Genomic DNA, 19,274 nt, shown 5'->3' on the forward strand with positions numbered 1-19,274 from the left:
TAGCCTCAGAGGCAGGTGGAGCAGAAACGCGCGGATCATACGGCCGGTTAGGCGGGTTCGGACTCGCGGCCGACTTCGCGCCGGGACAGCTCCAGAGTGATGTCGTCGTACCGGGCCAGAAGTTCGGAGGGCGCTCCGCTGGCCGGGTCATCGAGCTTGCCGAAGACGCAGTCGCTCGCGGCCAGCAGTTCGTCGTCGGAGTAGCGCGCCAGCGGCCGGGTTCCGGAAGGGTCGATGGAGGCCACGAAATCTCCGGAGACGTCCAGCGGCTGGAACACCTTCCCGAAGTCGCTGCCGAACATCTGCAGTTCCAGCGAAATTCCGGCCGCGACGGTCATGGCGCCGGCAACTTCGTGCTGGCCCGACCCGCTGTCAATGGCGTTGAGGTCATTGCGCAGGCCGGCAAGGGCGGCTGATTCGACGAACTCGGCGTTGGCGAGGTCAACGCGGATGTGTGAGCTGATTCCCATGCGGCGGATGCGCTGGATGAGCTGCATCAGGGCCGGGCGGGACGCTTGGCTGAGCCGGCCCCGGACATCAATCCGGATGACATCCAGTGCGACATCGAGTTTGACCTGGGCGTTAAGCGAGGGGTCCATAGGTACTCCAAAGAAAGTGTCTATGGCCGACGGCTCAACCTCATTCAGCGTAACGGCAGGAAGGGTAGGGCACAAGTCCCCTATTAGCCGGCTGCCTGCCGTCCCGGTTCCTGGAAATGCGTCCGGGTCGCCGAGCCGCCGACGGACTCCACGAGCGAGGTGGCGATGTCGCGCAGCTTCACGTTGCCGTGGCTCGACGCGTCCGTGAGGATCTGGACGGCCGTTTCCTGGCTGCAGCGGTTTTGAGCCATCACGATGCCGATGGCCATGTCGATGACCGTGCGGGACTCCAGCGTGGCCCGGAGGTTGGTGGCGCTGTCCGTGTGCAGGGAAAAGCGCACCGCCATGCGCAGCGCCTGGGAGATCTGCCGGGTGTAGTCGCGCGCCCGGTCCGCAACGTCGCCGTCGAACTTGTGGGGCGCGTCGGAGTACAGGTTCAGCGCTGCCTGGGCTTCACCCTGCAGGTGAAAAGGCACGGAGAGGACCGAGCGCAGTCCGTGTGAGGCCACGGCGGTGGCGTAGTCAGGGCCCCAGCGGTCTTCCTCGAACAGGTCAGGGACGTAGACTTCGCGCTCTTCCTGCGCCGCCGTCAGGCACGGCCCCTGGGCCAGCCGGTACTGGATTTCGTCCACTTCCCGGGCCGAGTCGCTGCTCCAGCCGATCGTCGCTGCCTTCCGGTCCCGGAGCAAGGTGATCCCGCAAAGGGCGTCGTCGCCCTCGCCGGCGACTTGGTGCGCGGAAAAACGCGCGAGTTCGTTAAGGAACTCTTCGAAGTCGGTGCTGTCGAGGATGAGGTTCTGGACCTGGTCAACGGTGCTGACGGAAGCAGGGTATTCCTGGGGCGGGAGCATAGCGCGTTCTCCAACTATGGGTACGGGAAGTACCGATGGGGGTATTTAAGAAATGATAAGTCACCCCCATAGCACGGTCCATACGTGTCCGCCCCGGGTGAAATGCCTAGCCCAGGCCCAGTTCGTCCTTGCCGAAGGCGAACAGGTAGGGGACGCCGGCTTCGGCTTCGATCTTTTCTTTGGCGCCCGTGTCGCGGTCCACGATCACGGCCACGGCCACGACGTTGCCGCCGGCCCTGCGGACTCCCTCGACGGCGGTCAGCGCCGAGCCGCCCGTGGTGGACGTGTCCTCCAGCACCAGGACCTTGCGGCCCTCCACCGAGGGGCCTTCGACCTGGCGGCCCATGCCGTAGGACTTCTGGGCCTTGCGGACGACGAAGGCATCCACCGGGCGGCCGGCGTCGACGGCGGCGTGCATCACGGCGGTGCCCACCGGGTCGGCGCCCATCGTGAGTCCGCCGGCGCACTCGAAGTCGATGCCGGCGTTGTCCATCAGCGACAGCATGACCTGGCCGACGAGCTTGGAGGCCTCGTGGTGCAGCGTGATGCGCCGCAGGTCGATGTAGTAGTCGGCCTCGGCGCCGCTGGAGAGAATGACCTTGCCGCGGACGACGGCCAACTCCTTGATCAGTTCCAGGAGGCGGGCACGGGCGGCAGCGGCGTCGGCTGCAAAGTCACGGGTGGCAGTCATGGCACTTAGTTTAGTGGCAGGCGGAGGGCCGGATCCCAGTCCGGACGCCGGATGTCGGAGCCTTGGTCCTGGCCGGGACGCACGGCACGGGACTTCCGGCACTGGCAGTCGGCCCGGGGCGGGCGTCCGATGTAAGCATGACGGCAGGAACCGAACCTTCCACCCGTTGGCCCGCGATCCCCAAGGAAACCGGAAGCTTCCGGGTCCGGCCCAACCTGGTGGATTATGAGGCGAGCCGCGCCGCGTTCTCGTGGCAGGAGGCCCGCCGGGAGCTCTCCGGGCTGCCCGACGGCCGGGGACTGAACATCGCCTACGAGGCTGCGGACCGGCATGCCGCCGCCGGCCACGGCGGACGGGAGGCCCTGCGCTTCATCCGGGCCGACGGGACCAGCCACTCGCTGAGTTACGCGCAGCTGGCGGAGCAAAGCAGCCGGTTTGCCGCGGTGCTGCACAGCCTCGGCGTCGGGCGCGGCGAGCGCGTCTTCTCCCTCGCGGGCCGCAGCCCCTCGCTCTACATCGCGATGCTCGGCACCTTCAAAAACGCGAGCGTGTTCTGTCCCCTGTTCTCGGCCTTCGGACCGGAACCCGTGCGTCAGCGGTTGCGGCTCGGCTCCGGCCGGGCGCTCGTCACCACCCGGGCCCTGTACCGGCGGAAGGTGGCGCAGCTGCGCGACTCGCTCCCGGAGCTGCTTCACGTCCTGCTCACCGACGCCGACGGCGACCCGGAGCCCGGCACCCTGGACCTGGCCGCGCTCATCCAGGCGGCCCCGGCGGACCGTGAGATTGCCGCGACCCAGCCGGAAGACATGTCCCTGCTGCACTTCACGTCCGGCACCACCGGGACGCCGAAGGGCGCCATCCACGTGCACGACGCCGTCACCGCGCACCACGCGACCGGCACCTTCGCCCTGGACCTGCATCCGGACGACATCTACTGGTGCACCGCGGACCCAGGCTGGGTGACCGGGACGTCCTACGGCGTGATCGCCCCCCCTCAGCCACGGCGTGACGAGCATTGTGGACGAGGAAGAAATGGACGCGGACCGCTGGTACCGGATCCTTGCCGAACAGCACGTCAGCGTCTGGTACACCGCCCCCACGGCCCTGCGGATGCTGATGAAAGCCGGCGCGGAACACGCCAGCGGGCACGACCTGTCCGCCCTGCGCTTCGTGGCCAGCGTCGGGGAACCGCTCAACCCGGAGGTGGTGGTGTGGGGTCGGGACGCTTTCGGCCAGCCGGTCCATGACAACTGGTGGCAGACCGAAACCGGCGGCATCATGATTTCCAATTTTGCGGCCACCGAGATCCGTCCGGGGTCCATGGGGCGGCCGCTGCCCGGCATCGACGCCGCCCTGGTGGCGCGGGACGAACAGGACAAGCCCGTGGTCCGCGAGGGCCAGGCGGTGCTGGTCACCGAGCCGGACACGATGGGCGAGCTGGCACTGCGGCCCGGCTGGCCCTCGATGTTCCGCGGCTACCTGCACGAGGAGGAGCGCTACCGGCGGTGTTTCGTGGGCGGCTGGTATCTCACCGGCGACCTCGCCAAACGCGACGCCGACGGTTATTACTGGTTCGTGGGCCGGGGCGACGACGTCATCAAGTCCTCCGGCCATCTGATCGGCCCGTTCGAGGTGGAAAGCTCGCTGATGGAGCACGAGGCCGTCGCCGAGGCGGGGGTGATCGGCGTCCCCGATCCGGTGGCTGGCGAGGTCGTCAAGGCCTTCGTGGAGCTGCGCCCCGGCCGGGAACCGTCCGAGGAACTGCGGCTGGACATCATCGGTTTCGCGCGCAAGCGGCTGGGCCCCGCCGTGGCGCCCCGGCTCCTGGATTTCACCACGGCACTGCCCAAGACCCGCAGCGGGAAGATCCTCCGCCGGCTGCTGAAGGCCCGCGAACTGGGGCTGCCGGAGGGCGACACGTCCACCATCGAGGCCCCGGCGCCGGAGCGTCAGCCGGGGGGCCCGGAATGAGCGGGCCGCTGGCGCCGCCCGCCGTTCCCCTGGACCCCGTGCACGGCCGGCACCTGCTGCTGCAGATGCTGCGGGTCCGCAGGCTCGAGGAGAAGTGCGTCGAGTTGTACAGCGCCGCCAAGATCCGGGGCTTCCTGCACGTCTACATCGGCGAGGAGGCGGTGGCGGCCGGGGTGGTGGAAACACTCGCCCCGGAGGACGCCGTCGTCGCCACCTACCGGGAGCACGGTCACGCACTGCTGCGGGGTGTTTCCGCCGGCGCAATCCTCGCCGAAATGTACGGCCACGTCGAGGGCTGCTGCCGCGGACGCGGCGGCTCCATGCACCTGTTCGACGCCGCCACCCGGTTTTACGGCGGCAACGCGATCGTCGCCGGCGGCCTGCCGCTCGCCGTCGGGCTGGCGCTGGCGGACAAACTCTCCGGGCGTTCCCGCGTGACCGTGTGCTTCTTCGGCGAGGGGGCCGTCGCGGAGGGTGAGTTCCATGAAAGCCTCAACCTGGCGGCCCTCTGGCAGCTTCCGGTGCTGTTCTGCTGCGAAAACAACCTCTACGCGATGGGCACGGCGCTGGGCCGGTCCGAATCGCAGACCGACATCGCCCTGAAGGCCGCCGGGTACGAGATCGCGGCCTGGGCGGTGGACGGGATGGACGTGCTGGCCGTCGAAGAAACCGCCCGGCGCGCCGTGGACGCGGTGCGGGCAGGCGGCGGACCGCACTTCCTTGAACTGCGCACCTACCGCTTCCGCGCCCACTCGATGTTCGATCCGGAGCGGTACCGGGACAAGGCCGAGGTCGCGCGCTGGCTCGAACGGGACCCGATCACGCTGCTGCGCACATCGCTGACGGACGCCGGCCAGCTCACGGACGCGGACTGGCAGCAACTGCAGGCCGATGCCGAGGCCGAGGTCGCCGCCGGCGTCGAGTTCGCGGAGGCGGGCACGCCCGAACCGCTCGAGGACCTTACCCGCTTCGTGTACAGCGAACCCGGCACCCGGGAGGAGGTGCCCGGGACATGAAATCCAGCTACCGGGAGGCGCTCCGAGCCGGAATCCGCGACGCCCTGCAACGCGACGACCGGGTCTTCCTGATGGGCGAGGACGTGGGCGCCTACGGCGGTTCCTTCGCCGTGAGCCTGGGCCTGCTGGAGGAGTTCGGGCCGGAGCGGATCCGCGACACCCCGCTCTCCGAATCCGGGTTCGTCGGTGCCGGCATCGGCGCCGCGCTCGGCGGGATGCGCCCGATCGTGGAGGTCATGACCGTCAACTTCAGCCTCCTGGCCCTGGACCAAATCGTGAACAACGCCGCGTCGCTGCTGCACATGTCCGGCGGCCAGTTCAACGTGCCGCTGGTGATCCGGATGACCACCGGAGCCGGCCGCCAGCTCGGGGCCCAGCACTCGCACAGCCTGGAGGGCTGGTACGCGCACATCCCCGGGCTGCGGATCCTCACCCCCGCCACCCTCGAGGACGCGCGCGGGATGCTGTGGACCGCGCTGCAGGACCCGGACCCGGTGCTGATCTTCGAACACGGCTCGCTCTACAACGTCCCGGGTGAACTCGCCGACGACGCCGGCGCGGTGGACATCACCAGCGCCGCCATCCGGCGCCCCGGGGCCGACGTCTCCCTCATCACCTACGGCGGGACCCTCCCCCTCACGCTTGAGGCGGCCGAGCGGCTCGCCGCTGAGGGCATCGACGCCGAGGTGCTGGATCTGCGCACGCTCCGGCCGCTCGACGACGACGCCATCGTCTCCTCGGTGACCAGGACCCACCGCGCGGTGGTGGTGGATGAGGGCTGGCGCAGTGGCAGTATCTCCGCCGAAATCAGTGCCCGGATCAGCGAACACGCCTTCTTCGAGTTGGACGCGCCCGTCGGCAGGGTCTGCAGCGCCGAGGTGCCGATCCCCTACTCCAAGCACCTCGAACTGGCCGCCCTGCCTTCCGCGGACCGGGTCGTCGCTGCGGCGCGGGAGGCGGTCGGGGCGCGTGGCTGATTTCCTGATGCCCTCGCTCGGGGCCGACATGGAGCACGGCAAAATCGTCGAGTGGCTGGTCAAACCGGGCGACTACGTCCGGCGCGGGGACCTCGTGGCCGTGGTGGACACCGACAAAACCGTGATGGACGTCGAATCGTTCCAGGAGGGTGTGGTCGCCGACCTGCTCGTGGAGATTGGCGAGACCGTGCCGGTGGGGACTCCGCTGGCGCGGATCACGCAGACCCCGGCCGAGGTCGGGCCCCCCAGCCCTGAGCCGCCGCCCCGCCCGCCGGCCGCGCAGGCTCCCCCGGCCGCGCCGGCTCCCCCGGCCGCGCCGCCGGTTCGGCACCTGGCGCACCGGCTCGGCGTCGACACCGGACGGATCCACGGCACCGGCAGGGGCGGCGCCATCACCCGCGCCGACGTGGAACACGCAGTGGCGGCGCGGCCCCCGGAAGCCGGACGGGTACGCTCCTCGCCGCGCGCCCGGCGGCTCGCCGCCGAACTCGGCGTCGAGCTCTCTTCCGTTTCCGGCACCGGACCGGAGGGTGCCGTGACCGTGGAGGATGTGCAGCGCGCCGCTGGGCCCCCCGCCGGGGGAAGCGTCCCTGCGGGCGCTCAGGCCGAGCCCGCACCGGAAGCCGCAGTCCCCGCGGAAACCGCCGCGCCCCGCGCCGAGCCCGCACCGCCGGAGGAGCAGCCCTCAGCGGCCCGCGAGCGCGTGGCGACGCTGCGCCGGGCCATCGGGGCGCTGATGTCCCGTTCCAAGCAGACCATCCCGCACTATTACCTCAGCACCACCCTCGACCTGCGCGCCGCCGTCGGCTGGATGCAGTCCGTCAACGCCCAGCGCCCGGTGGCCGCCAGGCTCGTCCCGTCCGCCCTGCTGCTCAAGGCGGCGGCGCTCGCGGCCAAGGACGTCCCGGAGGTCAACGGCTTTTACCTGGACGGCGCGTACCGGCCCAGCGCCGCGGTGCATCTGGGCGTCGCGGTGGCCCTGCGCCAGGGCGGGCTGGTGGCACCGGCAATCCACGACGCCGACACCCTGCCCCTCGATGTGCTGATGGAACAACTGCGGGACCTGGTCAGCCGCGCGCGGGCCGGACGGCTGCAACGCGCGGAGATGGCGGACCCGACCATCACGGTAACCAACCTCGGTGACCTCGGTGTGGACAGCGTTTACGGCGTGATCTATCCGCCGCAGGTGGCCATGGTGGGCTTCGGCCGGGTCCTGGAACAGCCCTGGGCGGAACACGGAATGCTGGGCGTCCGGGCCGCCGCAATCGCCACCCTGTCCGCCGACCACCGGGTCAGCGACGGGCTGCGCGGCGGCCGCTTCCTGGCCCGCATCGACGAGCTGCTGCAAAAACCCGACGAACTGTGAAAACGGAGACACCATGAACGAACAGGATGCCCGGGCCGCGGTACGTGCCGCGCTCGGGAAGGTCGCTCCCGACGTGGAGTTGGACGACGTCGGCGGCGATTCCCGGCTCCGCCAGGACCTTGACCTCGACTCGCTGGACTTCCTGCGGCTGGTGGAAACCATTGACACGGCCACCGGCGTCGACATCCCGGAGCGGGACTACCCCGCCGTCGCTACCGTCGACGGCCTGATCAGCTACCTCGCCGCGCACGGCTGAGGCGCATCCGCTGCTCCTAAACTGCCGTTTCGGGGGTCCAACAGGGCGGTTTCGGAGCAATCGACGGGGCCGGGGAGCTACGGCTGGGGCTGCGGCGCGGCCCCGATGCGCCGCGCGAACGCCGGAGCGTGTTCGGGTCGCGGCCCGAAGCCGATGAGCCGCGGAATAATTCTGCGGACCGCGGGAACGCGCCGGGCCACGAAGAGGGCGGCGGCCGGAAACTTTGTCCGTTTCCCTTCCATGATGGGGCCGAAGACGGCCCGGTGCATGAGCCGCTGCGCGGTCTGCACAACGACGGTGGGTGGCCGCCGCCGTCGTTCGACGCGTCGCAGGTCTGCGGTGCTGACCCGGCCCCGGAGCAGGGCGGGCGCCAGCAGTTCGGCCGCCGCCACGGCGTCCTGGACGGCGAGGTTGATCCCGACGCCGCCGGCCGGGGACATCGCGTGCGCGGCGTCGCCGATGCAGAGCAGGCCGTTGATGTGCCAGGACTGCAAACGGTCCAGGCGAACGTCGAGCCAGTGCAGGTCATCCAGGGAACGGATGGCGTCAACGCGGTCGGCGAGGTCCGGGCGCAGCGCCGCGATCCGGCGTCGGAAGCCCTCGACGCCCTCCGCGCGGATCCGGACGTCGGTGCCCTTCGGCGCAAGGTAGCCCATCTGGTAGTAGTCGGTGCGGGTCAGGCCCACCAGGGCCTCCCCGGGGCCGAACGCGGGAACCAGTCCGGCCACCTCGCCGGCTTCGTTGGGATGCCGGGGAAGCCGGAACCACCAGGTGTCGAAGGGCACCGGGAACTCCTTCGGCGCCAGCCCGGCGGCGGCACGCAGCACGGAATGGCGTCCGTCCGTGGCGACCACCAGGTCCGCCGGCAGATCGGCCTGCGCCCCGTCCGGCGTGCGCAGGCGGACGCCGCGGACCCTGCCTCCGTCCCGGATCAGCGCGGTGGCCGAGTGGCTCATGAGCAAGGTGAATCCCGGTTCCTCGGCAGCGGCGCGGGCCAGGAAGTTCAGAAAGTCCCATTGCGGCATCATGGCAATGTAGTTGTACGGCGGCGGCAGCGCGTCAAAGTCGCCCATGGTCACCGGCGGTCCGTCCGGAACCGGGAACACGACACTTTTCAGTCGGCTCTGCGGTAGCTGGCGGAACTCCTGGCCGAGGCCGAGTTCGTCGATCAGCCGGACCGTGGAGGGGTGCACGGTGTCGCCGCGGAAATCGCGCAGGAAGTCCGCGTGTTTCTCCAGGACCGTCACCTGCACGCCGGCCCGGGCCAGCAGCAGGCCGAGCATCATGCCGGCCGGGCCGCCGCCCACCACCGCGCATCCCGTCTTCTCCATGGCCATACGCTACGCCTCGAATGGGCTGGAACGGGAGGGTATTTCGCACCGCACCGACCGCAATCCGCGACGCCGGAACGGCGGATGCGGTTGAGCCTGATTGACACTGCTGGCTAGGCTGTGAGGCATGCGTGAACTCCAGGCGAAGATCATTGAAGAAATGGGCGTGCAGCCCCGGATCGACCCGGCCGGGGAGGTGCGCAAACGCGTCACGTTCCTTAAGGAATACCTCAAGGCCAGCCACACCAAGGGCTTCGTCCTCGGCATCTCCGGCGGACTGGATTCCTCCCTCGCCGGCCGGCTGGCCCAGCTGGCGGTCGAGGAGCTCGACGCCGAGGGGGTGGAGGCCAATTTCGTGGCCGTGCGCCTTCCCTACGGCGTGCAGCACGACGAAGACGACGCCCAGGCGGCCCTGGACTTCGTGCGGGCCAAGACGGAATGGACCTTTAATATCTCCGCGGCGGTGGACGGCTTCGAGGATGAGTTCGAGAAGACCGTGGGAAACGGCATCTCCGACTTCCACAAGGGCAACACGAAGGCCCGCACCCGCATGATCGCCCAGTACGCGCTGGCCGGCGAGCACAACTATCTTGTGATCGGCACCGACCACGGCGCCGAGTCCGTGACCGGCTTCTTCACCAAGTACGGCGACGGCGGGGCGGACATCCTCCCGCTGTTCGGCCTGAACAAGCGCCAGAACCGCGCCCTGCTCTCGGAACTCGGCGCCCCTGCCCGCGTCTGGGAAAAGGTGCCGACGGCGGACCTGCTGGACCACAAGCCCGGCCGCACCGACGAGGACGAACTCGGCCTGAGCTACGACACCATCGACGATTACCTCGAGGGCCGCGACGTCCCCGACGCCGCGGCCGAGCTGATCGAGCAGAAATACCTGCGGACCCGGCACAAGCGCACCGTCCCGGTCACCATCTTCGACACCTGGTGGAAGCAGTAACCCCGCGGGAACGGCACCGTCACGGGACGGTGCGCCAGCCGGTGCGCAAGCCGGTCACTCCCGGACTTCCACCGTTCCCTTCATGCCCATGAAGTCGTGCAGGGCGCAGATGTAGTCGAACTCACCAGCCTTGGTAAAGGTCACCTTGAAGCTCTTCTGCGGCGGGATGATGCCCGAGTTCAGGTCCCCTCCGCTGAATTGGGTCGGATCGCCGAGCGGGGCAAAGAAATTCGCCGGTTCCTTGCCAAAAGTGACGGTGTGCGGGGCTCCCATGCCGCTGTTGACGAACGTCACCGACTCGCCCACGCGAACTTCGATCTTCTGGTGGATGAAGCGCATCACCATCGAGGTGCCGTTATCCGTTCCAGCGATCACGGTGTGCTTGTCCGTCTGGTCGCGGGCTGCGTCCCACTGCTCGTGTCCGTCGCGCAGGATGGCCCGTTCCTGCTTCTCCGCCTGGTGGTCGTACTGGGACTGGCGGTACGGGTACTCCGTTCCCGCCGCCCGCACATGGACCGTGCCTTTCATGGCCATGCCGTGGACCAGGCAGTAGTAGGTGAAGTCGCCCTCGTTCGGGAACGCCAGGGTGTACTTCTTGACCTGGTTGAACCCGCTGTTGGACACGTTGGTCATCACGCCGGAGTTGTAATACGAGTGTCCGTCATAGTCCTTGCCGCCCATCTGGTTGACGTCCTCCGGAACCGCGGGGTTGAAGGGCTGCGTGGATTCCAGGGACTGGCCCTCGGCGAGGAACGTCACGGTGTGGATTTCAGCGGAGTTGGCCCGCCAGGTGACCTTGTCGCCCGCGTTTACGTAGATGTTTTCGGGCAGGAACGCCATCCCCTGGATGGCTTGGTCCGAGGATTCGGAACCGACCTGGACCGTCCACGTCCGGGTTGATTTTCCGCCGTCGGCGGTGGCGGCGCCGCTGACGGCGGCCGGCAGCACCAGGGCGGCCGCGAAAGCAATGAGGAGGCGCAGCAAACGCGGCGCATGGTGTATTTCAGTTTGGCGAGTCATGAGACTCATTCCTTCTTAGCTGGAGGCAAGCAGCCGGGGACCCGGCTAGTCAAGTGCGCCGCCGTCGCCGCTGGCGACGCCGGTTGGCTCCGGCCTGGACTGCGTCCGCCGCGCTCTTCTCCTGCTCCCAGTCCCCCAGCATCAAGGCGGGGAAGTAGTTTTTGGGCCAGACGCGCCACCCGGACTAAGGAGTAGGCGCAGTGTCTGCGCATGCAGCCGCGGCTGCAGTTCCCATCGTGGCCCGCGGGCGCCGGTTTGTCGAGATGTCCCGGCAGGTTCGGCTCAGCTGCCCTGCAGCTGCAGGGAGATCCGGTGCGCTTCGTCCATCAGCAGCCGCCCCAGGTAGTCGCGGCGGTCCTCGCGGAAGCGGGGTTCGATTCCGGTGAGGGACAGTGCCCAGGCGGGCCGGCCGCGTTGGTCGAAGACGGCGGCGCCCATCCCCCAGCTGCCTTCCAGGACCAGGCCGGGGTTGACCGAGTAGCCGGCCTGCCGCGTGGCCTCCAGGTTCGCGCGGACCAGGTCCTCAGTGTGCGCGGCCGCGAAACTGCCCGCGTGGCCGGCCCAGCCGGCCAGCAGCTCCTCCTGCTCCGCCGCGGGCAGAAAGGCCATGATGGCGGTCCCCGCGGACGCGACCCCCAGCGGGAAACGGACGCCTTCATGCAGCACGAACGAGCGCACCGGGAAGCTGCCTTCTTCCCGGAGCAGGCACACCGTCTCGGCGCCACGGCGGATGGAGAAGAAGGCGCTCTCGCCGGTCTCCTCGGCCAGCCGGCGCAGGCTGGGGCGGGCGATGTCCTCCAGCGGGAACCGCGCCGACGCCACCGAACCCATCAGCAGGATCTCCGGGCCGAGCACCCAGTTGCCGCTGTGCGGGTCCTGGTCCAGCAGGCCTTCGGCGGCCAGGGAGGTCAGCAGCCGGTGCACGGTGGGGCGCGTGAGCCCTGATTCGCGGACCAGCTCCGCGAGCGGGGAGCCTTCCGGTTTACGGCCCACGATCCTCAACAGGGCCGCGACGCGGCTCACAACCTGGGCGCCCTGCACGGGAACAGTCATCATTTTCCTCGCAATTACCGGATCAACCTACCCGAACATCCACTGCATCATCCACAATGTGGACAGTGTCCAGCCTAGCGTCCACACTGTAAAAAATGCAGTGGATTTCGGAGAATTTTGGCGTTGACAGTGCTCCACACCACACCATAGGCTCCTTCATCAGGCAAACAGTCCACAACGTGGATCGCGGAAGCGGGCCCCGGACACCGACCTCCGGGGACCATCAGCTCAATGAGGAGATGCAAATGTCAAAGGTGAAATCCAGCGCGGCCGCCGCGTTGCAGGACGTGCTGCGGGACGGCATGACACTCGCCGTCGGAGGCTTCGGCCTCAGCGGCATTCCGGCCGACCTGATCGAGGCGGTACGCGATTCCGGCGTCAAGGATCTCACCGTGGTCTCCAACAACATGGGCGTCGACGGCAAGGGCCTCGGCGTGCTGATCGAGGCCGGCCAGGTCCGCAAAGTCATCGCCTCCTACGTGGGCGAAAACAAGCTCTTCGCCGAGCAGTACCTCGCCGGCAAGCTGGAAGTCGAGTTCACCCCGCAGGGCACCCTCGCCGAGCGCCTCCGCGCCGGCGGTGCCGGCATCCCGGCCTTCTACACCAAGACCGGCGTCGGCACCCTCGTCGCCGAAGGCAAGCCGCTCGCGGAGTTCGACGGCGAAACCTACCTCCAGGAGCGCGCCATCAAGGCCGACGTCGCCCTGGTGCACGCGCACACGGCCGACACCGACGGAAACCTCATCTACCGCTACACCGCGCAGAACTTCAACCCGGTGGTCGCCACCGCGGGCGCCGTCACGGTGGCCGAAGCCGAGGTGATCGTCGAACCCGGCCAGCTGGACCCCAACCACATCGTCACGCCGGGCGTCTTCGTCCAGCGCCTGGTCCAGGCCAGCGACCGCATCAAGGACATCGAGCAGCGGACGGTCCGCCCCCGCACCGAGGCGCCCGAAGCGGCCGCCGTCACCGTCTAATCCGGCCTGACCGCCGCCGCCACCCACACTTTTCAGGAGAAACATCATGGCTTGGACCCGGAATGAAATGGCCGCTATCGCGGCCGAAGAACTCAACGACGGCGATTACGTCAACCTCGGCATCGGCATCCCCACGCTCGTCGCCAACAACCTGCGCGAGGGTGTCCGCGTCGTGCTGCAGAGCGAGAACGGTCTGCTCGGCATGGGCCCGTTCCCCTACGAGGGCGAAGAGAACGCGGACCTGATCAACGCCGGCAAGCAGACCGTCACGGTCCTGCCCGGCGGCAGCATCTTCGACTCCGCCACCTCCTTCGGCATGATCCGCGGCGGCCACGTCAAGGTCGCCATCCTGGGCGCCATGCAGGTCTCCGGCGCCGGCGACCTCGCGAACTGGACCATCCCCGGCAAGATGGTCAAGGGCATGGGCGGCGCGATGGACCTCGTCGCCGGCACCCCTCGCGTCGTGGTCCTCACCGAGCACAACGCCAAGGACGGCACCGCCAAGATCGTCAAGGAATGCACCCTGCCGCTCACCGGGCTCAGCTGCGTGGACCGGATCATCAGCGACCTCGCGGTCTTTGACCTCGTGAAGAACGACGAAGACGCGGGCGGCGCCCGCCGGCTCACGCTGACGCGCCTCGCCCCCGGGGTCACGGTGGAGGAGATCCGCGAGAAGACCGAGGCAGAGTTCGCCGTCGAACTGGACAACGATTCCGCCGCCCTCGAAGGAGCCACTGCATGAGCCTCAAGGACCAGTTCGGCAAAGACGTCCTCCTCACCGGCTGGGGCCACAGCCGCTTCGGCAAGCTCACCGACGAGACGCTCGAATCCCTGATCGTCCAGGTCGCCACCGAGGCGAACGGCAACGCAGGGATCGAACCGGGCCAGATCGACGAAATCTATCTCGGCCAGTTCAACTCCGGCATGATGCCGCTGGCGTTCCCGTCCTCCCTCGCCCTGCAGGTCTCGGAGCAGTTGGCCAACGTCCCGTCCACCCGCGTCGAGAACGCCTGCGCCTCCGGCTCGGCCGCCTTCCAGCAGGGCACCAAGTCGCTGCTGGCCGGCACCGCGAAGACCGTCCTGGTCATCGGCGCGGAGAAGATGACCCACGCCGGCGCCGACGTCGTTGGCGCCGCCCTGCTCGGCGCGGACTACGACATGGCCGGCAAGCCCTCCACCACTGGATTTACGGGGCTCTTCGCCGAGGTGGCCAAGCACTACGAGAAGCGTTATGGGCCGGTGTCCGACATCCTGGGCACGATCGCGGCGAAGAACCACCGCAACGGCGTGGACAACCCGTACGCGCAGCTGCGCAAGGACCTCGGCGAGGAGTTCTGCCAGACGGTCTCGGACAAGAACCCGATGGTCGCCGACCCGCTGCGCCGCACCGACTGCTCGCCCGTCTCCGACGGCGCCGCCGCCGTCGTCCTCAGCGTGGCCCCCACCGGCGGCGCCACCGCCCCGGTCCGGCTGGCCGGTTTCGGCCATGCGAACGATTTCTTCCCGACCGACCGCCGCGACCCCACCGCCTTCGCCGCGACCCGCGCCTCCTGGCAGCGCGCGCTGGCAATGGCCGGCGTCGGGCTGGAGGAGCTGGACTTCGCCGAGGTGCACGACTGCTTCACCATCGCCGAACTGCTGATGTACGAGGCCATGGGCCTGACCGAACCGGGCCAGGGCGCCCGCGCGGTCAAGGAAGGCTGGGTCTTCAAGGACGGCAGGCTGCCCATCAACGTCTCGGGCGGGCTCAAGGCCAAGGGCCACCCGGTGGGGGCCACCGGCGTCTCGCAGCACGTCATCGCCGCGATGCAGCTCACCGGCACCGCCGGGGACATGCAGTTGGCCGCCCCGCGCCGTGCCGCGGTGCAGAACATGGGCGGCGTCGGCATCGCCAACTACGTCAGCGTGCTCGAAGCCGTCTGAGACTAGCAATGCGGGGCCCGGGCTAGACTCGATGACAACCCCATTCACCACCAGGCGAGGAGACCCATGCGCGCCACCATCATCCACGGACCCGGCGACATCCGCGTCGAAGACCGCGATTACCCCACCGTCCAGCAGCCCACCGACGCCGTCGTCAAGGTCACCGCTGCCTGCGTCTGCGGCTCAGACCTGTGGCCGTACCGCGGGGTCAAACCCACCCACAAGCCCTCCGCGATCGGGCACGAATTCATCGGCCTCGTGGAAAGCGTCGGCGACGCCGTGACCGAGCTGGCCGTGGGCGACCTGGTCATCGCGCCGTTCGTGGTCAGCTGCGGCAAGTGCCCGCAGTGCCTCAACGGCGTCACCGTCGCCTGCGACCACCTGGCCGGCTGGGGCGGCAAGGACGACGCCGGGCACGCGATCGACGGCGGCCAGGGCCAAGCCGTCCGGGTCCCGCTCGCCGATGCCACCCTTGTCAAGGTTCCGGGCGTCACCGATCCCGACGACGCCCTCCGCGCCAGCCTGCTGACCCTCTCCGATGTCATGGCCACCGGCCACCATGCCGCCCTCGCGGCGAAGGCCGGTCCCGGCCGGACCGTGGTCGTGGTCGGCGACGGCGCCGTCGGGCTCTGCGGCGTGCTGGCAGCCAAACGGCTCGGCGCGGAACGGATCATCGCCATGTCCCGGCACGCCGACCGGCAGGCCATCGCCCGCGAGTTCGGCGCCACTGACATCGTGGCCGAGCGCGGGGAGGACGGCGTCGCCAAGGTCCGCGAACTGCTCGGCGGGGTCCTGGCCGATTCCGTCCTGGAATGCGTCGGCACCAAGGAATCCATGGAACAAGCACTGCACAGTGTCCGCCCGGGCGGTGCCCTGGGCTTTGTGGGCGTGCCCACGGGCGGTGCCGAGATTCCGCTGCGCTACCTCTTTGACACCAACATCTCGATCGGCGGCGGCATGGCCCCGGCCCGGACCTACATCCCGGAGCTGCTGGCCGACGTGCTCGACGGCAGCATCAACCCTGGCCGGGTGTTCGACGTCGTGATGCCCCTGGAGGAGGCTCCCGAGGCCTACCGGGCGATGGACGAACGGCGCGCCATCAAGGTCCTGCTCACCCCGTAGCCGCGCGGTCTTGCACTGCCGGGACGGCAGGTCTAGCGTGATGCGCATCAGCACCCGCAGCCGTCAAGGAGCCGTCATGGCCAGGTTTGTGCAGATCATCGAATTCCAGTCGTCCCGCATCGACGAGATCGAGGCGCTCGGCCGGCCCTCGCGGACCGACGGGGATACCGCCCCGACCTTCCGGCGGATCCTAAACACCGCGGACCGCGACCACCCCGGCACCTACCTCACCATCGTCGAATTCGACTCGTACGAATCGGCCATGGAGAACTCCGCGCGGCCGGAGACCTCCGACTTCGCGGCGCGGATGGCTGCCCTGTGTGATTCCCCGCCGGTTTTCCGCAACCTGGATGTCCAGTGGGAGGACGCCGGCGACGCGGCGACCGCTTAGGCGGTGAGCCATGTGCTCCCAACGGGTTGACCACGTGCCGAGTGGCCAGGTACTGGACGGCTTTGTCCTGGATCTGGGCCGGGCGGGTTCCGCTCCCCTGGAGCTGGTCGGCGGCAAAGCACTGAATCTCGGAAAGCTTGCCGCCGCCGGCTTTCCCGTCCCGCGCGGCTTCTGCCTGACCACGGATGCGTACCGGCTGGCGGCCCCCGCCGGCCTGGACGCCCTGGCGGCCCGCCTCGACACCGGCGCTGACGGCGGCGCCGGAGCTCCCGGCGAGCCGGAACTTGACCAGATGGCGGCCAGCGCCCGCAGGCTGATCGGCGCCGCAGCGGTTCCTGCCGACGTCGAAGCGGCAGTGCGGGCGGCGTACGCCGCCCTGGGCGCGGATCCGGCCGTCGCGGTACGTTCTTCCGCCACCGCCGAGGACCTGCCTTTCGCCAGCTTTGCCGGCCAGCAGGACTCGTACACCGGCGTCGTCGGCCCGGACGCGGTCATCGAGGCGGTCCACCGCTGTTGGGCATCGCTGTGGAGCGACCGGGCGGTGGCATACCGGTCCGCCAACGGGATCAGCCACCGCGAGGTAGGCCTCGCCGTCGTCGTCCAGGTCATGGTCGACGCCGCCACCGCGGGCGTGATGTTCACCGCCAACCCGGTGACCGGCACGCGGACCGAGATGGTGATCAATGCCAGCCCCGGGGCGGGCCAGGCCGTGGTGTCCGGCGCGGTGAACCCGGACCAGTTCACCGTGGACACCGCGACGGCGACAGTCCTGGCCCGGGTGCCGGGCGACGACGACCCCGCACGCGGATGGAGCCTGGCGGACCCCGAACTCACCGAACTCACCCGGCTCGGCGACGCCGTCCAGCGCCTGTTCGGCACACCGCAGGATGTGGAATGGGTCTTCGATGCCGCGGGCAAGGCGTGGCTGACACAGTCCCGGCCGATCACAACGCTCTATCCGCTGGAGGATCCGTTCTCGACTGAGCCATCCGCCCTCAACCCGGACCCGTCGGGCGGAACCCGCGTCTACCTGTGCGGCACCCTGCTTCAGGGACTCACCCGCCCCATTACGCCGATCGGGCTCGCGGCCCTCGGGCTGATGCGGAACAGCAAAGGATTCTGGCGCTACGTGAACCCCGGGCTGAGGATGTACGTGGACCTGACGGCGGTGGTGCACAACAAGTGGGGCCGCCGCTACCTGCAGCGGGTTCTCCCGCTGGCGGATGGCAGATCCGCCGCTGTCTTCCCGGAACTGCTGGCCGATCCGCGCTTCGGCGTCAGGCCGAGGACCCGGAAAACTAGGCCCGGCGCCACGAGGAGGGCCGGCAACCCCCGGGCCGGGGGCGGCGAGGCACGCGCCAGCCTTGCCATGGTCCTCGGCCTGGTCCCCGCACTCATCGGGGCCGCGATCCGGCCCGAGGCGGAACTCCGGCGGGCCGAGGCCTACGGGAAACGCCTCGACGCGGAGCTGGCGCTGCCCGAGCCCGCCGCCGCCCTGCAGCGGCTGGACTTCGCGGAACAGATCACGAACCGGACCATTAACGGGCTGATCCGCGCGACCCTGCCCGGGCCATCCGTGGGCTACATCATGCTGGCCGTGGCACGGCGGCTGCTGCGCGGGATCGCACCGCCGCGCGAATTGGAGGCGGTGCTCCGCGGGCTGCCGCACAATGTAACAACCGAGATGGACTTGGCACTCTGGCAGCTGGCGGTGGACATCGGCGCCGATCCCCTCTCGCGGGACGTCTTCCTGGCCCAGGCCCCTGCCCGGCTCGCGGCGGCGTACCGCGCCGGATCGCTTCCGGAGCCGGCGCAGGCCGGGATCCGGGACTTCCTGGCCCGGTACGGCCACCGCGCGGTGGCCGAAATCGATCTCGGCATGCCGCGCTGGTCCGAGGAGCCGGACCACGTCCTCGGCATGATCTCAAATTACCTGCGCGTCGAGGACCCGGAACAAGCCCCGGACCGGCAATTCAGCCGCGCCGCCGAGCATGCGGAGGAGAGGATCCGCAGCCTCGTGGAGCGCGCCGGCGCCCATGGCAGGTGGCGCGCCCGGCTGCTCGCGCTGACCCTGCGCCGGGTCCGGGAACTGTCCGGCCTGCGCGAACTGCCCAAGTTTTACATCGTCAAGGTCCTCGGCGAAATGCACCGCCAACTGTTGCTGGTCGGCGCCGAACTGGTGCGCGACGGGGTTATCGCGGCGCCCGACGATGTGTTCTTCCTGGACTTCGCCGAACTCCGGGTGGCCCTGCGGGGCGCCGGGATGCAGGCCCTTGTCGCGGGCCGCCGCCGCCTGTACGACGTCGAACTGCGCCGCCGCCACATCCCGCGGCTGCTGCTATCGGACGGGACCGACGTGGAGGCAGCGGCAATGGCAAAGGCACCGCCCTTCGGCGCCCTCGCCGGAACCCCTGCTTCGGCCGGCACCGCCACCGGGACGGTCAGGGTGATCCTGGATCCGGTGGGCGCCCGCCTTGAGCCCGGCGAAATCCTGGTGGTCCCTTCGACCGACCCCGGCTGGACCCCCCTGTTTATGACGGCCGGCGCGCTGGTGATGGAGATGGGCGGCGTCATCTCGCACGGGGCCGTGGTCGCCCGCGAATACGGCATCCCCGCGGTGGTGGGCGTGCCGGACGCCACCACACGGCTGCACACCGGCCAGCACGTCACCGTCGACGGGGGCGCGGGCACGGTCCGGGAGCTGCCCGACTAGGCGAAGCTGCGCGGCTGCCGGGGCAGGCTACTACGGTCAGGGCAGGCCGCCCTGACCGTAGTAGC

General features: G+C 69.4%; 17 protein-coding genes and 1 pseudogene. 12 read left to right on the forward strand and 6 right to left on the reverse strand.

What is annotated here, in order from left to right; genetic code table 11:
- Nucleotides 1-47: 47 nt before the first annotated feature.
- The 3 genes from ACZ5Z0_RS07700 to pyrE form a co-directional block, all read right to left on the reverse strand.
- Nucleotides 48-599, reverse strand: coding sequence for a hypothetical protein (locus ACZ5Z0_RS07700; protein WP_464110594.1), 552 nt, complete (start codon nucleotides 597-599; stop codon nucleotides 48-50).
- A gap of 83 nt (nucleotides 600-682) precedes the next feature.
- Nucleotides 683-1,450 (reverse strand): GAF and ANTAR domain-containing protein, encoded by a 768-nt coding sequence (locus ACZ5Z0_RS07705; protein WP_464110595.1) that lies wholly within the window; start codon nucleotides 1,448-1,450, stop codon nucleotides 683-685.
- A gap of 106 nt (nucleotides 1,451-1,556) precedes the next feature.
- Entirely contained in the window at nucleotides 1,557-2,141 is a 585-nt protein-coding gene (pyrE, locus tag ACZ5Z0_RS07710; RefSeq protein WP_464110596.1) for an orotate phosphoribosyltransferase, read from the reverse strand.
- Between the two features lie 137 nt (nucleotides 2,142-2,278).
- On the opposite strand from pyrE, the pseudogene acsA reads away from it, so the two are divergent.
- The 5 genes and pseudogenes from acsA to ACZ5Z0_RS07735 all read left to right on the forward strand — a co-directional run bounded on the left by acsA (nucleotide 2,279) and on the right by ACZ5Z0_RS07735 (nucleotide 7,727).
- Nucleotides 2,279-4,112, forward strand: a pseudogene (acsA, locus tag ACZ5Z0_RS07715) (acetate--CoA ligase).
- The gene (pdhA, locus tag ACZ5Z0_RS07720; protein ID WP_464110597.1) at nucleotides 4,109-5,128 is read left to right on the forward strand and encodes a pyruvate dehydrogenase (acetyl-transferring) E1 component subunit alpha; all 1,020 of its coding nucleotides are present in this window, start codon (nucleotides 4,109-4,111) and stop codon (nucleotides 5,126-5,128) included. Before acsA ends, pdhA begins: the two are co-directional and overlap by 4 nt.
- Nucleotides 5,125-6,105 (forward strand): alpha-ketoacid dehydrogenase subunit beta, encoded by a 981-nt coding sequence (locus tag ACZ5Z0_RS07725; RefSeq protein ID WP_464110598.1) that lies wholly within the window; start codon nucleotides 5,125-5,127, stop codon nucleotides 6,103-6,105. The genes pdhA and ACZ5Z0_RS07725 overlap by 4 nt, the downstream gene beginning before the upstream one ends.
- Nucleotides 6,098-7,471: a dihydrolipoamide acetyltransferase family protein gene (locus tag ACZ5Z0_RS07730; protein WP_464110599.1), complete on the forward strand. Its 1,374-nt coding sequence runs from the start codon at nucleotides 6,098-6,100 to the stop codon at nucleotides 7,469-7,471. Before ACZ5Z0_RS07725 ends, ACZ5Z0_RS07730 begins: the two co-directional genes overlap by 8 nt.
- Nucleotides 7,472-7,484: 13 nt before the next feature.
- Nucleotides 7,485-7,727, forward strand: a complete 243-nt coding sequence (locus ACZ5Z0_RS07735) for a phosphopantetheine-binding protein (protein WP_138767585.1) — start codon at nucleotides 7,485-7,487, stop codon at nucleotides 7,725-7,727.
- Nucleotides 7,728-7,804: 77 nt separating this feature from the next.
- Here ACZ5Z0_RS07735 and ACZ5Z0_RS07740 read toward each other — a convergent pair whose 3' ends face one another.
- Nucleotides 7,805-9,058 (reverse strand): FAD-dependent oxidoreductase, encoded by a 1,254-nt coding sequence (locus tag ACZ5Z0_RS07740; RefSeq protein WP_464110600.1) that lies wholly within the window; start codon nucleotides 9,056-9,058, stop codon nucleotides 7,805-7,807.
- 127 nt (nucleotides 9,059-9,185) lie between these two features.
- Between ACZ5Z0_RS07740 and nadE the strand changes: the two genes are divergently transcribed.
- On the forward strand, nucleotides 9,186-10,010 hold the full coding sequence (nadE, locus tag ACZ5Z0_RS07745) for an ammonia-dependent NAD(+) synthetase (RefSeq protein ID WP_464110601.1): 825 nt from the start codon (nucleotides 9,186-9,188) through the stop codon (nucleotides 10,008-10,010).
- A gap of 54 nt (nucleotides 10,011-10,064) precedes the next feature.
- Here nadE and ACZ5Z0_RS07750 read toward each other — a convergent pair whose 3' ends face one another.
- The gene (locus tag ACZ5Z0_RS07750) at nucleotides 10,065-11,030 is read right to left on the reverse strand and encodes a plastocyanin/azurin family copper-binding protein (protein WP_464110602.1); all 966 of its coding nucleotides are present in this window, start codon (nucleotides 11,028-11,030) and stop codon (nucleotides 10,065-10,067) included.
- A gap of 282 nt (nucleotides 11,031-11,312) precedes the next feature.
- Nucleotides 11,313-12,086 (reverse strand): IclR family transcriptional regulator, encoded by a 774-nt coding sequence (locus ACZ5Z0_RS07755; protein ID WP_464110603.1) that lies wholly within the window; start codon nucleotides 12,084-12,086, stop codon nucleotides 11,313-11,315.
- 242 nt (nucleotides 12,087-12,328) lie between these two features.
- Here ACZ5Z0_RS07755 and ACZ5Z0_RS07760 point away from each other — a divergent pair, with 242 nt between their 5' ends.
- From ACZ5Z0_RS07760 to ACZ5Z0_RS07785, 6 genes are all read left to right on the forward strand, one after another.
- Entirely contained in the window at nucleotides 12,329-13,060 is a 732-nt protein-coding gene (locus tag ACZ5Z0_RS07760) for a CoA transferase subunit A (RefSeq protein ID WP_464110604.1), read from the forward strand.
- Between the two features lie 46 nt (nucleotides 13,061-13,106).
- On the forward strand, nucleotides 13,107-13,802 hold the full coding sequence (locus ACZ5Z0_RS07765; RefSeq protein WP_464110605.1) for a CoA transferase subunit B: 696 nt from the start codon (nucleotides 13,107-13,109) through the stop codon (nucleotides 13,800-13,802).
- Nucleotides 13,799-14,983 carry an acetyl-CoA acetyltransferase gene (locus tag ACZ5Z0_RS07770; protein WP_464110606.1) on the forward strand — a complete coding sequence of 395 codons (1,185 nt, stop codon included), beginning with the start codon at nucleotides 13,799-13,801 and terminating at the stop codon, nucleotides 14,981-14,983. The genes ACZ5Z0_RS07765 and ACZ5Z0_RS07770 overlap by 4 nt, the downstream gene beginning before the upstream one ends.
- A 66-nt stretch (nucleotides 14,984-15,049) precedes the next feature.
- A complete protein-coding gene (locus tag ACZ5Z0_RS07775) occupies nucleotides 15,050-16,105 on the forward strand; it encodes a zinc-dependent alcohol dehydrogenase family protein (RefSeq protein ID WP_464110607.1) in 1,056 nt (351 codons plus the stop codon).
- Nucleotides 16,106-16,181: 76 nt separating this feature from the next.
- A complete protein-coding gene (locus ACZ5Z0_RS07780; RefSeq protein ID WP_464110608.1) occupies nucleotides 16,182-16,496 on the forward strand; it encodes a hypothetical protein in 315 nt (104 codons plus the stop codon).
- A gap of 10 nt (nucleotides 16,497-16,506) precedes the next feature.
- Complete coding sequence (locus ACZ5Z0_RS07785) at nucleotides 16,507-19,209, forward strand: PEP/pyruvate-binding domain-containing protein (RefSeq protein ID WP_464110609.1); 2,703 nt, start codon at nucleotides 16,507-16,509, stop codon at nucleotides 19,207-19,209.
- Nucleotides 19,210-19,274: the final 65 nt, after the last annotated feature.

It is taken from the genome of Arthrobacter sp. T2-23, from assembly GCF_055398325.1.

Bases quoted from the DNA above. Each gene is read 5' to 3' on its own strand.
- ACZ5Z0_RS07700 (WP_464110594.1), bottom strand. From the start codon at position 599: ATGGACCCCTCGCTTAACGCCCAGGTCAAACTCGATGTCGCACTGGAT.
- ACZ5Z0_RS07705 (WP_464110595.1), bottom strand. From the start codon at position 1,450: ATGCTCCCGCCCCAGGAATACCCTGCTTCCGTCAGCACCGTTGACCAG.
- pyrE (WP_464110596.1), bottom strand. From the start codon at position 2,141: ATGACTGCCACCCGTGACTTTGCAGCCGACGCCGCTGCCGCCCGTGCC.
- pdhA (WP_464110597.1), top strand. From the start codon at position 4,109: ATGAGCGGGCCGCTGGCGCCGCCCGCCGTTCCCCTGGACCCCGTGCAC.
- ACZ5Z0_RS07725 (WP_464110598.1), top strand. From the start codon at position 5,125: ATGAAATCCAGCTACCGGGAGGCGCTCCGAGCCGGAATCCGCGACGCC.
- ACZ5Z0_RS07735 (WP_138767585.1), top strand. From the start codon at position 7,485: ATGAACGAACAGGATGCCCGGGCCGCGGTACGTGCCGCGCTCGGGAAG.
- ACZ5Z0_RS07740 (WP_464110600.1), bottom strand. From the start codon at position 9,058: ATGGAGAAGACGGGATGCGCGGTGGTGGGCGGCGGCCCGGCCGGCATG.
- nadE (WP_464110601.1), top strand. From the start codon at position 9,186: ATGCGTGAACTCCAGGCGAAGATCATTGAAGAAATGGGCGTGCAGCCC.
- ACZ5Z0_RS07750 (WP_464110602.1), bottom strand. From the start codon at position 11,030: ATGACTCGCCAAACTGAAATACACCATGCGCCGCGTTTGCTGCGCCTC.
- ACZ5Z0_RS07755 (WP_464110603.1), bottom strand. From the start codon at position 12,086: ATGATGACTGTTCCCGTGCAGGGCGCCCAGGTTGTGAGCCGCGTCGCG.
- ACZ5Z0_RS07760 (WP_464110604.1), top strand. From the start codon at position 12,329: ATGTCAAAGGTGAAATCCAGCGCGGCCGCCGCGTTGCAGGACGTGCTG.
- ACZ5Z0_RS07765 (WP_464110605.1), top strand. From the start codon at position 13,107: ATGGCTTGGACCCGGAATGAAATGGCCGCTATCGCGGCCGAAGAACTC.
- ACZ5Z0_RS07770 (WP_464110606.1), top strand. From the start codon at position 13,799: ATGAGCCTCAAGGACCAGTTCGGCAAAGACGTCCTCCTCACCGGCTGG.
- ACZ5Z0_RS07775 (WP_464110607.1), top strand. From the start codon at position 15,050: ATGCGCGCCACCATCATCCACGGACCCGGCGACATCCGCGTCGAAGAC.
- ACZ5Z0_RS07780 (WP_464110608.1), top strand. From the start codon at position 16,182: ATGGCCAGGTTTGTGCAGATCATCGAATTCCAGTCGTCCCGCATCGAC.
- ACZ5Z0_RS07785 (WP_464110609.1), top strand. From the start codon at position 16,507: ATGTGCTCCCAACGGGTTGACCACGTGCCGAGTGGCCAGGTACTGGAC.